Raw genomic sequence first — 16781 nt, forward strand, 5'->3', positions numbered from 1 at the left:
CCTATATATTATAAATGTCTGTTTTATATCCTGCGGTATTTTGTTTAAACCACTCGATTGTTTCGTGAAGCCCTTGCGCAAAAGTATATTGCGGCTCCCAATCGGTGAGAGCTTTTATCTTTTCATTGGAGCCYAGCAATCGTTCTACTTCACTTTTGGCCGGTCGCATTCTTTCGGATTCGCATATAATCGTCGCTGTGGGATTGATTTGAGATATAAGCTCCTTTGCAAGCCCCTCTATGCTGATCTCTCGTTCTGTTGCAATATTTATTTCTTCACCAATCGTTTGATCCGAATTTGCAATCGCAACAAAGCCATCTGCAATATCTTTTACATAGTTAAAGTCGCGGGTTGGTGATAGCGCACCAAGTTTAATCACTTCTTTACCTGCAAGCAACTGAGTAATGATAGTTGGAATAACCGCCCGTGCCGATTGACGAGGCCCATACGCATTAAACGGTCGAACAATTGTAACAGGCAAATTGAAGCTTCTATAAAAGGATTCCGCCAACCTATCTGCAGCTATCTTGGTTGCTGAATATGGAGATTGCGCCTTAAAGGGATGCTTTTCGTCTATGGGAACATAATCTGCAGTTCCATATACCTCAGATGTAGATGTGATTAACACTCGAGATAAATCCAAGTTTTTAGCTGCCTGGAGTATATTTAACGTACCTTTTATATTAGTATCAACATATGACTCAGGAGAATGATAGCTGAAGGGAATCGCTATCAAAGCGGCCAAATGGTAGACTASATCCATTCCTGTTAACGCCACCCTCACACCATTCGAATCCCTAATGTCTCCCGCAAATATCTCTATCTCATTTTTAACTTTCTCATCAATAGTATCAAGCCAACCCCATGAATTAAATGAGTTATAATACACAAATGCCTTAACTTTTTTTCCTTCTTTAACCAATTTTTCACATAAATGAGAGCCTATAAAACCATCTGCTCCTGTTACAATTGTCTTCTCCAAATTGCACCTTCCTTAATCTAACTTTTCTGCCCACTCGTTGACTAAATCTAATAATTCAAATTCTATCACGTCAGAAATAGTTTCAACATCTTTGTTTTCCATCGCATCTAGTAATGTTTCTACTGTATCTTGAAAATCTTCTACATTAATTATCGTAGAATCYACTAATTCCAAAGATGATGTTACCCAACTTAAGCCTTCTAATGCATCTGTTAACATTTCAAAACCCTTAATTCCTTGATCATTTTTTAGTTTATTTAATATAGTTACAAAACCCTTTTCTAGTTTTGGTAAATAATTTTGTAAATCTTCTTTGCGTTCMATAATATCATTGCTCATCGTTTTCCTCCTCAAATCCAAGCCTTTTCTTTATTGCAGCAATCGCACCTCKTATTGCTATCTCCATAGATTTATACAAGAGTATACTGCCCATAGTAATTTTGAGCGCATTTTCTACATCATCTCTTTTAGGCTGATATTTATAATCTGGATTTCTACTAATATCATACGATAGTTTTTCAAAAATATAACGATATATACGATCCACTTCAATTTGGCTCAGCTCAACTTCTAAATTATGAATTTGCACATAAATTTCTTTTACTTTATCTGAAGACAAATTGGGATCATATTCTTCATAGATTTTCATTAACTCTTTAGATTTTTCGGTTACCCGCTTAATAAGATCCATCTTTAACTCTAATTTTTCGAGAGTTTCAGTTAATCTAGCCTCTACATCTATAGGCTCAGGGAATAGCAATTGCGGAACATAATCTATATCAGTTTTCTGATAATTATATTTTTCGATCGCTTCTTTTAGCGGCATTTGTAGTGCGCCCTCAATTCTAGCTCCGCCTTCTGTTGAATTGATAACTTTTATATTAGGATTAGCTTTTATGAAGCGTTGGATCCAGCGTTTGATGGCCGTAAAAATACTAGTGCTTAGAATCTCTTCATCGTCATAATAGCCCTGAACAATTTCGTGTACCTTAGATTTGCTAACGTCAACTTTATCTAATCTTTCGGCGAGATTTGGGTTTTCATATAYGTTACACGTTTTTGAATACATCTTCTTTCTGGTAAAGCCCAAGTCTTGTCCTATTRTAATGATAGGACCAGCACCTACATACTTAGCAAACTCTATYGCTAATGTCGACACAGAAACATTTATCTCAAATTCTTCCAATTTTACATCAACAAGCTCTTCCATCGTGTGGTCGTGAGTTATAAAATATATTTTATCTTCCCAATTATTAATAACCTCTTGCGCAGAGCTAATTAATGCTACTAGAGGAATATCATAAAACCCACCAAATGTCGCATCCATCTTAACGCTGTAATCTACAATAAAAGAAAAATCAGGGTTTTTACCAATACCTTTTACAGACTGGACCGTTCTACCTATAGCAAAAATCAAGCCATCAAAGTTCTTCAGCTCTTCCAAATTTTTATCTAAAGAAGGTCCTGCCATAACAACTACAACAGGATACCCTTTATATTTATTTTTGATAGCTTTAATGTCATATGAAGAATTTAAATAGCCAATATTGTTTAGTAAATTGCTTAGGTATCTATCACCAATTGCGCTAACTGTTCCGAGATTAGTACGCAAATCTGATTCGCAAACCTCAATTATACCCATGATTCTCTCATAGTATTTTGGATAAAAAAACTTATAATCAAATAAATCTATAATCTCTAGATAATCTACATTGCCCATATGCAGCTGACTAAAGAAGTTTGCATAAAAACGACTAAACGATATTTCGTTATAAAAGTTTACTTGAGCATAGTTTTCTCTTACCACCAAATTTGCTTGTGCTTTTAATACGTTAGGTGAAGGTTCAATTAAAAAAATTGTGGCACTGTTTCCCATTTTTTTAATAATTTCGTCTACCACATATCCAAATGCAAAGCCAAAAACTACAAATATAGTACTAGAATGTTTGTTATATAAATCTAGCTTTTCTTTAATTTTTTCACGCGGAGCATATTTGCTAACAACATACCTAGAGACATTATCTTTCTTAAGTCTTAGAGAATATTCTCCAACGGTTTTACTATTGCGTATTTCAAATTCAACGTCGTAAATTCCATAAGTAGGGTCAATTTTTTCTTGCTTTTTTTGCTCTTCATCTGGTGACTGCTTAGTATCACTCATTCGCCAAAACAGGTCCTTTATTCATAACTTCTCGCCAAGTATCTCTAAACACAGTAATCAACCCTTTTGCTTCATTAATTTTATCGACATTTTTTTCTATATTACCTTCACGCAAAATCTTCAAAATATAAGTATAAAGCCTATCCATTTCTTCTGCAATTTCGTACTTTTTATCTARTGTAATCTTTAACTCTATTATAATATCTTGCACTCTAACGTTATATTTATGCGCATTGGATAACTCTTTTTTCTCAATGCTTTCAATAGTCATCGTACAAAATTTTATCGCTCCATTATATAGCATCAATGTTAACTCTGCCGGGCTCGCTGTCATAATAGCATTATTCCTATATGARTTATAAGCTTGTTTTACCATTATAATCTCCTCTCAATAAATCACAAAAACCACAATGAACAATTAAAACATCATACATCAGTGGCTTTTGATTTTACATTTATTATATACAATAATTTTAAAAATATACTTTTTAATATTCTCTGATCAGAAGATTGATCTTTTATTCTATCAGTATTTTTTTACATCGCAGATTGGTTAAATAGGTTCATCTGAGAATTCATTTCTTGAATCGCCATCTCCATTGCTAAAAATTGGGCTTGATATATTTCTTCTTTGGCAATCATATTGTCATAGGCTTTATCTATTTCTTCTTGCTGATCGGTGATTGCTTTTTCTAGCTCTAAGTCGTTAAACAAAAACATCGAACTACTTGTATTACTGGATTTTAGGAGTTCTGTTACCCCGTCATACATTTTTTCAGCATAGCCGTCGACGCCTTTTTCGCTATCGCCCACAAATAATGTTTTGATCCCTTCCGCATCTTTGGTAATCGCCGCTCTAAGCTTTTCTTCATCGATTTCGAGCTTGCCTTGTTGCGTATAGTCAATACTAGATGTAATGCCAATTTCTCCCAACGACTTAAAGCTTTCGTTTCCAGGATATACCTCCATTAGGTCATATCTTAAGCTGTCTAGTAACCTCTCGATGTTAGGGTCGTCTCTAAGCAATAAACTATCAACTTTTTCGTCCCAAAGCTCTATGTCCGCATCACTCATTCCTTCTTTTTCATCTGGTAGTAATGGTGTATAGCCGCTATCTTTTTTAGGGTCATATGGAGCATCGGTATATGCAGAAAGTTCGTCTACTAAAGTATTATATGCGTCTACAAAACCTGTGATGGTTTCAAATAACGCTTCTTCATCTATGGTTTTATCAATAGTCACCACTTCTTCAACTTCTTTAGTTTCTGGATCATCAGTAATTTTCTTTGCAACAAAAGTTATTCCGTCTAGTTTAAATACATTAGTATCGGATTCCACTTCCATACCGTTGTATGTACCTTTAGCTAATTGCGCTTCGTATTCATAGTCGCCTTCTCCAACAACTGAAGTTTCATACTCAAATCTAGGTATACCGTCTTCATATACAATAGATTTAGAAATTCCTAAATTCTTTAAACTTTCCACAGTATATTCATGTTCAGCCTCTATCTCAGCATCTGTTTTTGGCGGCCTTGTCGGATCCATTTCTTTATCAAATTGAGACTTGGATTGAACCTTAATATCCGTCATTGTATCTTCTCTATTTAGCTTTATAGTTTGAGTTTTTTCATCAAATGAAAAAAACCCAGTTCCCGCTAGATCGTCCATTGTAGCTGCCGTTTGATACCCAGTACTGCCGCCACCTGAAGAAGGATCAACAATTTCTATTCGGCGAGTCCCCTGGTACTTATCTTCTACCGTAATAACATCTCCTATTTTAAATCCAAGTTCTGTAAGAGCCGTATCTTCAGTAACTGGCTCTTTGCCCTCTGTTGGAGGCTGGATTCCTAGTTTTGCTAACGATCCCGTTTCTGTTTCTTTAATTTTCAGAGATTTCGCATCAGTTGTTATGCTAAAGGAGTCTTGCCCATCATGAAATTCCACTTTCAATCCTGTTTTATTTAATTCCTCTGTCAATTCCTCCAAAGTTTTCTTTTCATCAAGCTTTATGACATGCGAATTTCCATCGATCTCTATTTCGATTGAGCCAGATACACCCAGATCTCCTAGCGTCGTTTTTCCATCAATTTCCTTTAGTCCAACTTGCACACTCTCATATCTACTGCTTTGAACAACGTATCCGTCTTCTATACCCAGGTCGCTTAGAGCAATCTCGATATCATTATTTTGTACTTCAGCACCAGTCGCGCTGTCTGTTACTTTTATACCACTCATCTTCGTAACATCAAAATATCCTTCTTCATCAACTTCTAATCCTAACATATTTTTTATATCATCCATCGTAGTTGTACTATCAATATTTATTGAATTGCCATTTATCTCTAGAGTGTGTCCATGCAAATCTTTTGAAATTTTAGCATGCTTGGCTAGCGATCTTTCGTCAACCTCCCAAGTGGTCTTTCCAGCTAGTCCTAATTTGCCTAGTAGCTCATTCGTCGCCTCTTCTGCTTCGTCAACATGCGTTGTACCTRTATTATCCTCGATATCAACATATTCATATTGAGTACTATCCAATGTTGGATCTTGARSCTCCTTCTCTTGCATTTTTACAGCAGAAATTGTATAGCTRGCATTTCCATTGTGATCGTTAAAACTAGTTAAATCAAATTTTCCAGTTTCTTCATCAAATCCAATGCTAATATCTTKATCTGCAAATGCATCTATTAGATCATCTACCGTCTCAACAGATATGACGCCGTTTTTATTCGATTCTATCATACCTTTACCATCTAATTCCCTTAATCCAATTATGGTCTCATTACCATCTTTRTCAGTAAATTTGATTCCATCTAATACACTAAACCCCAATTCGCTTAGTTTGGTATCTCCGCTTTTAATATCGCTATTAACTTTATTCGTTGTTACATTAATAGGTTTTGCTAACTGCGTAATCGTAATTTGATCCCCAGTTTTTCCGCCTCCCGTTACCTCTACCGCATCTGGATTTGAGCTCGATGTCGTRCTCGAGTTAAACGTCGATTCTAATCTCATTTTTCTTAGATAGTCGTCATAAAAATCAACCACTTTTGTATTCACTTCTCTATATTTTTCTAATTTCAGATCCAGCATCAGCTGCTCTTTTTGTTCATTATTATATTTCGTCTCATAACCCGATATCATTGCTTTAACCATCGCATCTGTATCCATCCCTGATGCTAACCCCGAAAATGATAGCCCCGAAGAACTTATTGTACTCATATTTATCAGTCTCCTTTTTCGAAAATTTATTTAATCAAAAATAATATCGTCATAAAATACCAATAAATTAATAGAAAAAGACATTTTTATTGAACTGCATTAAAATTTTATAATATCTTCATATTTATACTTCGTTCCAAATTATGTAAAACCTGGCAACAATAGCCAAAATCCTGCAYAAGCAGAATGCATTGCTACCAAGCAAAATAGCCTAATTAAACTTACTTTTGCGCTTATAAATATCGGCTTGATGCGTACTTAAATCAAAGCGCACTAGKTGACCCCAGCCATCTAGCTTKTGAGAGAGCCCCCACTTCATTCCTTCTAGCGGATACGTCGTTGGTTCGTCCGGTCTATACGGTCCAGGTGCAATAGGGCCACTAGGAATAACCGACTTTATCTCGAAATTGATTCCGTCTGGTGCAAACTGAATGGTATTTTTTTCAACGCCATCTGTTCTCAAAAACGCAGCCATGCCTCCGTCATATTGCCATAAGCAAGTTTCATGCCCCGAGTTGGTTACCGGGTTATATTCGCTCTTGACATACGGCCCCTCAATTTTATCTGCAATTGCGAGCCCCCACATGGTTTCACGTCCACCCATATACATCTCTTCGCCCATTCTTTCGCCCTTATAGTACAGGTAAAACTTGTCTCTATAATGAAATAAAAGCGGATCATGAACTTTGTGGCTGTCAAAGCTCCCTTTCTTCTTTACCAAAAATCTATTGTCTTCGTCCCCATCCCATTCACCATCCATTGTTGGCGTTAAAATCGGTTCATCGGATCCTACAAACGGCCCCAGCGGGCTGTCACTTACTGCTATTGCAATATTCTCAAAACTTCTATTAACGTATGGGTCCTGAACAGTTTGGTACACTAGGTAATATTTTCCATCATACTTCAAGATCTCTGCTGTAAAGACGCTTCTATCATCAAATCGGCCTGGCTCACCGCGCTTTAACGCAACGTTTTGCTCTTCCCAAGTCCATCCGTCCTTTGATGTGGCTACCCAAATTTCGGCGTAATCCCATGGAAATACCTTCGCACTCAAATCTCCGCTACTAAATCCCACGTGCGGTCCATACGACTTCGTGTAATAAACATAGTACGTATCATCAACCTTAATCACACTGCTAGGGTCGCGCCTATGAATGCCTTCCTCTCTCTCCAAACCTTTAATAGGATTAGTTGGGAACGTACAAAACCATTCCGGCCCTTGATAGTAATTGCGTTCTTCTGCTCTAATTGTAGCTGCGCTTTTCTTCATTAGAACCTCCCTAAATATTTTTAGTCCCTAAATATTTTTAGATCGATTATCGGATCTTGTTTCGCATTATAACATGCACTCTCAAATGTCGCTAGGCAAAATAGCAAAAAAACCAAAATTTATGCTACAAAAAAAGCGACTGCCACTTCCGCAATCGCTCTCCCATTATATAATTATTTCGTTGCCCATATTTTATCAACAATGAATGAGGCACTTTTAATTCCAGGCATCGCACCAGCTAGATATTCCGGAATAAACACCTTAATCTCCGCCACCTCTACATTAGCTACACCAGATATTGCCAACTCTTCGGTCGAATTAGCAACCATCGTATAGTCTACTGCTATCTCATCGTCATTAACATCAATCACATTCAATCTTATCTGAATAGCAAAGTCGTTCGGGTTAGTAATCGAAGCTAGAATTTGATTATTGCTACCCATCTGCCAAGTTCCCTCTGCTGGGGCCAATCTAAGCGTAGATAATCCAACTTTGCCAGTAGCGCGCTGAAGCATATTTACCGTGATAGCTCTCTCGCCATCCACAGCGCCTTCGCCCGAATCGATTTTCGCTGTAGTTGCAGGATTTCCTGTTACCCTCCACACTTTTGCCTCATCTTTTTCAAATGAGATTAATGGCATAGCATCGGCTAGAGGTGCATCGACCGCTGGCGCTGGCACATTTGGAGTTGCTGGCACATCTGGAGTTGCAGGCACATTTGGAGTTGCTGGAACTTCTGGCATCGCAGCTGGGGAAACTAGTAACAATTCTCCGACCATATCAAGATGCATATACGCCAAGTTGATCTTATCATTCCAGCCTAAAATTGTGTGACGCTTTCCTGTTGCTACATCGCCGTCGTTTATCTGTATATCAAATCCGATGGTTTCATTCGCTACAACATCATGCGTATGCGGAATTTTGTATATAGTAGTGTATCCAACCTCTGTTGCAAAGACATTTGTCTCCACACCAGCAGGCGTGTTTTTGTGATTTAACACTTGCCCGTCTGGGAAAATTTTAATCCAGAAATCATCTTCATCGTATGTTGAGCTAGAACGATTTTTGTTAGGATTTAAATATAATTCAGTATTATCGCTTTCATCTGCAGATGCTGGATTTCTGTAAATTTCTTCATCCACGTTTTCTACCAATACATATAAAAACGCATCGTCCCACATAGCCTTGACTGAAGCATACTCTTTATCTGCTTGCATCTCTCCGCGCTTTGCACTAAAGTCAACTACTGCCGGTGCTGAATCCCATATCGGATCCATTATCGAAATATTCGGGCTTCCGTAAATCGCTCTCATAGTTTTCACCGGATGTTGCGTACCATCAGCAAGAGTCTCAACCTTTAGCGGAATCGGATCATACTCAATCGGACCAGCTGGTGGCGGCGTATCTACCACAATTGTTGTTGCAGGCACATCGGCGGCTGGCACATCTGGAGTTGCTGGCACATTTGGAGTTGCTGGTACATCTGGAGTTGCTGGCACATCGGCGGCAGGCACATCGGCGGCTGGCACATCTGGAGTTGCTGGTACATCTGGAGTTGCTGGAACTTCTGGAGTTGCAGGCACATCGGCAGCTGGCACATCTGGAGTTGCTGGCACATCTGGAGTTGCAGGCACATCTGGAGTTGCTGGTACATCTGGAGTTGCAGGCACATCTGGAGTTGCTGGCACATCTGGAGTTGCTGGCACATCTGGAGTTGCAGGCACATTTGGAGTTGCAGGCACATTTGGAGTTGCAGGCACATTTGGAGTTGCTGGAACTTCTGGCATCGCAGCTGGGGAAACTAGTAACAATTCTCCAACCATATCAAGATGCATATACGCCAAGTTGATCTTATCATTCCAGCCTAAAATTGTGTGACGCTTTCCTGTTGCTACATCGCCGTCGTTTATCTGTATATCAAATCCGATGGTTTCATTCGCTACAACATCATGCGTATGCGGAATTTTGTATATAGTAGTGTATCCAACCTCTGTTGCAAAGACATTTGTCTCCACACCAGCAGGCGTRTTTTTGTGATTTAACACTTGCCCGTCTGGGAAAATTTTAATCCAGAAATCATCTTCATCGTATGTYGAGCTAGAACGATTTTTGTTAGGATTTAAATATAATTCAGTATTATCRCTTTCATCTGCAGATGCTGGATTTCTGTAAATTTCTTCATCCACGTTTTCTACCAATACATATAAAAACGCATCGTCCCACATAGCCTTGACTGAAGCATACTCTTTATCTGCTTGCATCTTTCCTCGCTTTGCACTAAAGTCAACTACTGCCGGTGCTAAATCCCATATCGGATCCATTATCGAAATATTCGGGCTTCCGTAAATCGCTCTCATAGTTTTCACCGGATGTTGCGTACCATCAGCAAGAGTYTCAACCTTTAGCGGAATCGGATCATACTCAATCGGACCAGCTGGTGGCGGCGTATCTACCACAATTGTTGTTGCAGGCACATCGGCTGTTGACGCATCGGTTGATACAGGAATTTCTTCAAATACTTCCATATCCAATATTAGTTTTTCTGGCTCAGCTTTAGCATCTGCTGCAGGTTCAAAAGCTTCTTCAAATGCTACTACTGGCTCTGAGATCTCAACTGGTATTGGCTCATCTGTTACTTTTGGAACTGTCGCCACTTCCGCAACTTCTGTCGCAACGATGGCAGCTCCGGCTGCAGATAATCCTATAACTCCCGCTATCACTAATGTTGAAATTTTCTTCATAAATAATGCCTCCTCAAAATTTTTATTATTAAGTAAAATACCCCGCACCGTTCACTCGCCAACGCGGGATATATAAAATTATTCTCCTCGAACCGAATCGATGATAAATGCTGCGGACTTCACTCCAGGCATTACATCTAGCATATCTTCTGGAATATAGAATTCGATCTTTGTGATTTGAGTTTTATCTACGCCTTTTCCTGCGTGCCCATCGAGGCCGCTCCAATCTGACTCTGCYACTCCAGCCTCTCCCAATACGGCGTTTACAACCTTTATTGTTGCAGGCTCAACTGTAAAATAGTTCATCTTTTCATTRCCAAAGTGATCTGTAAYTTTCATTCTTACTTGCACCGCMACATCAGATGACGGATTGATTATCGTCGCGGCAATCGTATTGTTCTCACCCAACGTCCACGCATCCGCTTCYGGYTCTAGCGTTAACGTCGACATTCCAATGCCATCTGCCTGACGCGCACCCATCGCAACCTGTACAGCTCGATTTCCTTCAATTGCCACAACATTTGCCGAAGTCTCAGGCGTTCCGCTTACTTTCCAGACCACAGCCTCGGAGGCATCAAAATTTACTACTGGCATTGCCACTGCCGGGATAGGATCTGGAAGCGGCTCGATTATAATGGCTGGCTCTAGCGGAATTGCCGGAATCGACTCCACTTTAGTAGCAGCTGGAACATAGTCGCCAAATTCACCGCGCTTGCCCATCAGTGTCAATTCTCCRACTACATCTGGATTTGCATACGCTGCATTCAAGGTATCATTCCATCCCAAAATTGTATGACGCGTATTAATATCTGCCGATCCATTATTTACCTGGAAATCGAATCCGATGGTGGTTCCGGCTTTTGGCTCATATGCAGTGTGCGGGATTTTTGTTTGTACTACGTACCCATCTTTTGTTAAATACGCGCTCGCCACGACACCCTCTGGTATGTTGGCATTGCTTTCGATATCGCCATTTGGATATACTTTGATCCAGAACTCATTCGTGTCATATGCACCATTTGAGCGATCCACTAGCGGATTGAAGAACATCTCTAAGTTGTCGCCATCTCCAGGGCTYTCATCTTTTCTAAAAATTTCAGAATCTGTTATCACACCCATTACGTATAAAAATTTTTCATCCCACATCAATTTGATTGTCGACATATCAGTATCTTCTGTGATTTCGCCACGCTTAGCACGAAGGTCGGTGATTTCCGTTGCCTTATCCCAAACAGGATCCATCGATGTTGTGTTCGCATCAAACTTTGGAGTTCCATATACCACGGTTGTGTGCTTTACAGGAATTGTCTGGCCAGACGAAATTTTTCTATCAGATACAGTAACCACCGGAGTAGGAATCACGACCGGGCCCTCTGGCTCTTTTTTGGTAGCAGAAATAGGTGCAGCTATATTTTGCGGAATCGCATCTTTTGCAAGGAATGTTAACGTTCCGACAACATCAGGATTTTTCCACGCCGAATTAATTGTGTCATTCCAACCCATAATCGTRTCGCGCATCATTGTGGCCGCCGAAGCGTCGCCTATTTGCAAATCGAAGCCAATTGTCGCTCCGGGCTCTGCAGTATATAAAGTGTGAGGTATTTTTGCTTCTGCGATATATCCGCCCTCCACAATTACCGCGCTCGATTCGATACCTTCTGGAGCATTTGCGTGGCTCTCGAAAGTTCCGTCTGGATGTATTTTGATCCAAAACTCTTCTTTATCGTATTTACCATTTGAACGATCTATGAGTGGATTGAAGTACAATTCTACATAATCGCTTTCGTGTAGAGTTGCTTCGTTTTTGAAAATTTCCGTATCGTCTACAATGGCTAAGATATGCAAATATTCTTCGTCCCACAAGAGGTCGACACTGGAGAGTTCGGAATCAGGGGTGATTTCACCTTTTTTGGCATGAAAGTCAAATATGGACGATGCGTTATCCCAAGCTGGATCGAGAGCTTCGGCAGTTGCAAAGCTTGCGGGAGTTCCATATGCAACTTCGATGTTTTTGACTGGATGCTCTTCACCAGAAGATAATGTTGCGGTAGATGTAGTAACCGCCGCTCTTGGTTGCACAGGATTTGAAGTGGCTGGTGCGAAATATAATTCCCCAACAGTTTCCAAGGTTTTCCAGGTATCTCCAGTGGTATCATTCCATCCCAAAATACTGTGACGCTTTCCTGTTGCTTCGTCGCCATCATTAATCTGAATATCGAAACCAATTGTCTGTGCCGCTGTCGCCGCAAATGGAATTTTATACTGAGTGATATATCCGGTTTCTGTAATTATAGAATTAGTCACAGTGCCTTCTGGCATGTTTGCGTGCCCTTGCGTAAACCCATCTGGGAATATTTTAATCCAAACGTCATCATTATCATACGACGCGGCACGGCTCAAATTTGGGTCGAGATATAACTCTGTGTTGTCGCTCTCATGTATTGCGGGGCTATTAGCCTTAAATATTTCTGGGTCCGACACTTCTGTTAAGAAATAAATAAATTCCTCGTTCCACATAGCCTTAATTGCAGTAGGAGATATAAGCTCTCCAGTTTTTGCGTGAAAATCGGTTGCTGCAGAAATGCTATTCCAGATTGGATCAACCGCCGTTGCATCTGCAGTGATCTCGGGACTGCCATAAAACGCGTTCATAGTTTTTACAACGTGACCGTTTTCTGTTACCTTCACTTCTTGATTAACAGCAGGAATAAATAGTTCTAGCGGTGTAGAAGTTTTGCCTATTAGAGGATTTACCGCTTCGCCAAATACTAATTCTCCTACAACAGCTGGATTTTTGTATGCCGAATTAATCGTGTCGTTCCATCCTAAAATAATATCGCGCTTCCCCGTCGCTGCCGATGCGTTGCCAATTTGAAGGTCAAATCCGATAGTTTCTCCTTCTTYTGCGGTGTATAACTCATGAGGTATTTTAACCTGAGTTACGTATCCTGTATCAGTTACAAATGCGGTCGAAATAATTCCTTCTGGAGCATTTGCATGGCTTTCCAAAGTTCCATCTGGATGTATCTTAATCCAAAATTCCGAATCATCATATGTATCATTTTCGCGGTCTTTCAAAGGGTTGAAGTATAACTCTGTATAATCACTTTCGTGCAAAGTTACCTCATTTTTATAGATTTCTGAATCTTCCACTTCTGCTAATATATAAACATATTCATTGTCCCACATAGTTTTAACCGAAGGAAAAGCCGTATCTTCTGTAATTTCGCCGCGTTTTGCTTGAAACATAGTGATTGGCTCGACACTGTTCCAAATCGAATCGACAGCTTGTTCGTCAATAATAGGAGTTCCAAAAGCGGCAGTGGTAGTTTTTACTGGATGCGCTGCAGAAACACTTATTGTAGAAAGAGAAAAACCTACTAAACCTGTGATAACTAATGCTGATAAATTCTTCTTCATAAAATGAATTCCTCCTGGTATCTAATAATTAAACAGTATATTCGCTGCATTTTGCGCAACGATTGGAGCCAGATTAATGTATCCAGCTCCGTTTTTTAAGGCAGTAATTTAAAGTGCTATGGCTTATGGAGCTGTTGTTGGAATCGGTGCTGCTGCCGGGATTGTTGTAGGAACAGAAGGCGGATCAAATTTCAACTCCCCAACTACCGAAGGATTTTTCCAAGCCGAATTAACTGTATCATTCCAACCTAATATTGTATCACGTACTCCTGTTGCCGCCGAAGCGTCACTTATTTGGAAGTCGAAGCCGATGGTTTCGTTTGCYGATGCGGTATATAGCTCATGAGGTACTTTCACTTGAGCAACGTATCCACCTTCCACTAAAAATCCTTTAGCAACTATGCCTTCTGGCGCATTTACATGATGCTCAAAAGTTCCATCTGCATGAATTTTTAGCCAAAACTCAGTGTCATCATATTTATCGTTTTCACGATCTTTTAGCGGGTTGAAATATAATTCGAGGTAGTCGCTTTCGTGAAGTTTTTTTGGATCTGGATTTTTGTACACTTCAGAATCATCAATTTCCGCCAATACATATACATAATTCTCATCCCACATAGTTTTTACTGATGGAAATTCTGTTTCTTCTGTAATCGCACCCTTTTTTGCGTGCAGAAACGAAACCGGCAATACATTATCCCACAATGGATCAACGGCAGTCTTTTCGATAACCGGGCTGCCATATTCTGCTTTAATAGTTTTGATTGGATGAGGCTCTGCTGCAAATAAACTGGTTGTAGAAATTCCAATAACTCCTGCTATAACTAACGCTGATAATTTTTTCATAAAAATAAATCCTCCTTATATTTGCTATCTAGTAGCATAGACTTCGTCGACAACGAACGTTGCTTGAGTTACACCTTTCATAACATTTGCGAGTTCTTCTGGCATATAATACTTGATTTTTGTGATTTGCGAAGTATCAACCCCATTTCCTGAGTGCCCATCTCCAGTCCACGCAGAAGCATTCACTCCCGGCCGACCCAGCTTTTCTGGACCTACAACGCATTCTTTTGTCGCACCTGCAGCTACTGTGAAGTACGTCATCTTTTCATTTCCAAGCGCATCTGCTACATTAATTCTAATTTGAATACTTTCATCGGTGGGATTTGTTATCGTCGACACGATGCGATCATTTCCTCCGATATTCCACACTCCGCTTTTTGGAGCCAATGTTAGAGTTGTTACATCTGCTTTTGCGGTGGCACGCTCGCCCATTGTCACCGACATTGCTTTTACTCCTGTGTATGATACAATTTCAGACGCAGTTTTTTTGTTTCCAGATACCGACCAGACAGGATCTTCTCCATCTTCAAACGAAATTAGAGGCATATTTGAAATCGGCTCGTTGTTGCCATTGGCGTCTTCAAAAGTTAGCTGTCCAAACACATCTGGATTTTTGTATGCTTGATTGATAGTATCATTCCAACCGAGAATGGTATGTCGCTCGCCAGCTTGCTCTGATGCATCATTAATCTGAATATCAAAACCTATAGCGGCCCCCGTTCGACCATTATATAACTTATGTGGAATTTTATACTGAGTGGTATATCCTGCTGCTGTTAAAAAGCTGTTGGTAATAGTTCCCTCTGGCATATTTTCATGATTTTGAGTAGTTCCATCTGGATAAATTTTGATCCAAAAATCGTCTATACCGTATTGTCCGGTAGTATCTTTATATGCACTAATATAGAGCTCAGTACAGTCGCTTTCGTGAATTGTTGTTGGATTTTTATATATTTCAGAATCAACAACTTCACATAAAATATACAAATAATCTTCGTCCCACATAGCTTTAACTCCAGCAAACTCGGTATCTTCCGTTATTTCCCCGCGTTTTGCCTGCAAGAATGATATAGGATTTATGCTTTCCCAAATTGGATCAACAGCCACGCTAGTTTCAGTAATTGTGGGAGAACCGTACTCCGCAACAAAATTATTCACAGGATGCTTATAGTCTTCTACTTCAATTTCATGATCAGAAGCATCTTGCGGTATATCAGAACGCCATGCTCTAAAGTATTCTATATGAAAATCTCCGGTGTATCGTTCTTCGCCATCTGCAGCTGTGTAAGTATAAAATTTATCTGCAGGCGGATCAGTTTTAATATCAAATAATCTAGTTTCCATATCAAATATTACATGTAACGGCTCAAAAATTTCTTGCTTTTCTGTATTATCAAATTCATAGATCAATTGTCCGTTAAAATAAAATCGAATCTTTTCTTTGCCCCATTCGAGTCCATAAACATGATAATCTTCTGTTAGATCAATTCCGGTATCTAGACCAAATGGCGTGGTAGTATTTTTCCCATCGGCGTGATCAAAACGATGCGTATTTCCGTGAATAGTAGAGCCGTCAGCCTTGATAATTTTTCCATCTTCTGGCCTTCCCACTTGTTCATAAACATCTATCTCACGCTTTGCCACTTTGGGGTCTCTAAACCAAAACGAAGACGAAATCCCAATAGGTGCAGTACGAGTCATAACTTCATAATAACCATAGCCACCTTTATGTTTACTTACTACTGCCGCTGAAGCATAAGTGTGATATTCGTCTCCATGTTTTTTGGATAATTCTAACATAGTTTCTGTCGGTTTAGTTTCATATGTAGATGAAAGAACTAATTTGCCATCTTCTAACCTCACATTTTCTTTATGAAAAGACGACGGGCCTCTTCCAGACCAAAACGGATGATAGTTATACCATTTTGTTGAATCTAGCGTTGTACCTTCAAATTCATCTGACATCGTTACGCTCAACTGCCATTGTCTAATATTATCTGGATCAGACATGGGCAAAAACTCGGGGCTTAGATCAAGCTTTTCGGTAATCCCGACTGTAACAGGAATAAATACAGTCTCATCCATCGCAAAAATTGTTGTGCAAGATGCACTAATTATGCTTGCAACTATTAATGCAGATAG

The 16781-nt window shown here is 39.5% G+C and carries 10 protein-coding genes; all 10 read right to left on the reverse strand.

From position 1 onward, the window contains the following. Position 1: 1 nt before the first annotated feature. Positions 2-982 carry an NAD-dependent 4,6-dehydratase LegB gene (locus tag EPU_RS05445; RefSeq protein WP_010167411.1) on the reverse strand — a complete coding sequence of 327 codons (981 nt, stop codon included), beginning with the start codon at positions 980-982 and terminating at the stop codon, positions 2-4. Between the two features lie 12 nt (positions 983-994). Then, positions 995-1321: a DUF8042 domain-containing protein gene (locus tag EPU_RS05450; protein ID WP_010167413.1), complete on the reverse strand. Its 327-nt coding sequence runs from the start codon at positions 1319-1321 to the stop codon at positions 995-997. Next, positions 1311-3143, reverse strand: coding sequence for a motility associated factor glycosyltransferase family protein (locus EPU_RS05455; RefSeq protein ID WP_029488074.1), 1833 nt, complete (start codon positions 3141-3143; stop codon positions 1311-1313). The genes EPU_RS05450 and EPU_RS05455 overlap by 11 nt, the downstream gene beginning before the upstream one ends. Further along, positions 3136-3519, reverse strand: a complete 384-nt coding sequence (gene fliS, locus EPU_RS05460) for a flagellar export chaperone FliS (protein WP_029488075.1) — start codon at positions 3517-3519, stop codon at positions 3136-3138. The genes EPU_RS05455 and fliS overlap by 8 nt, the downstream gene beginning before the upstream one ends. A gap of 161 nt (positions 3520-3680) precedes the next feature. Further along, positions 3681-6362 carry a flagellar filament capping protein FliD gene (fliD, locus tag EPU_RS05465; RefSeq protein ID WP_029488076.1) on the reverse strand — a complete coding sequence of 894 codons (2682 nt, stop codon included), beginning with the start codon at positions 6360-6362 and terminating at the stop codon, positions 3681-3683. 211 nt (positions 6363-6573) lie between these two features. Further along, positions 6574-7632, reverse strand: coding sequence for a glycoside hydrolase family 117 protein (locus EPU_RS05470; RefSeq protein ID WP_010167420.1), 1059 nt, complete (start codon positions 7630-7632; stop codon positions 6574-6576). Between the two features lie 173 nt (positions 7633-7805). Beyond that, on the reverse strand, positions 7806-10373 hold the full coding sequence (locus EPU_RS12670; protein ID WP_052296463.1) for a sugar-binding protein: 2568 nt from the start codon (positions 10371-10373) through the stop codon (positions 7806-7808). A 78-nt stretch (positions 10374-10451) separates the two neighbouring features. Further along, positions 10452-13793 (reverse strand): sugar-binding protein, encoded by a 3342-nt coding sequence (locus tag EPU_RS05480; RefSeq protein WP_029488078.1) that lies wholly within the window; start codon positions 13791-13793, stop codon positions 10452-10454. Between the two features lie 123 nt (positions 13794-13916). After that, complete coding sequence (locus tag EPU_RS05485) at positions 13917-14639, reverse strand: sugar-binding protein (protein WP_010167426.1); 723 nt, start codon at positions 14637-14639, stop codon at positions 13917-13919. Positions 14640-14663: 24 nt separating this feature from the next. Further along, positions 14664-16781 (reverse strand): sugar-binding protein (locus EPU_RS11635; protein ID WP_010167427.1); only part of this gene is annotated, 2118 nt, incomplete at its 5' end.

The sequence above is a fragment of the Candidatus Epulonipiscium viviparus genome (genome assembly GCF_000171335.1).
Classification (GTDB): Bacteria; Bacillota; Clostridia; order Lachnospirales; family Cellulosilyticaceae; genus Epulonipiscioides; species Epulonipiscioides viviparus.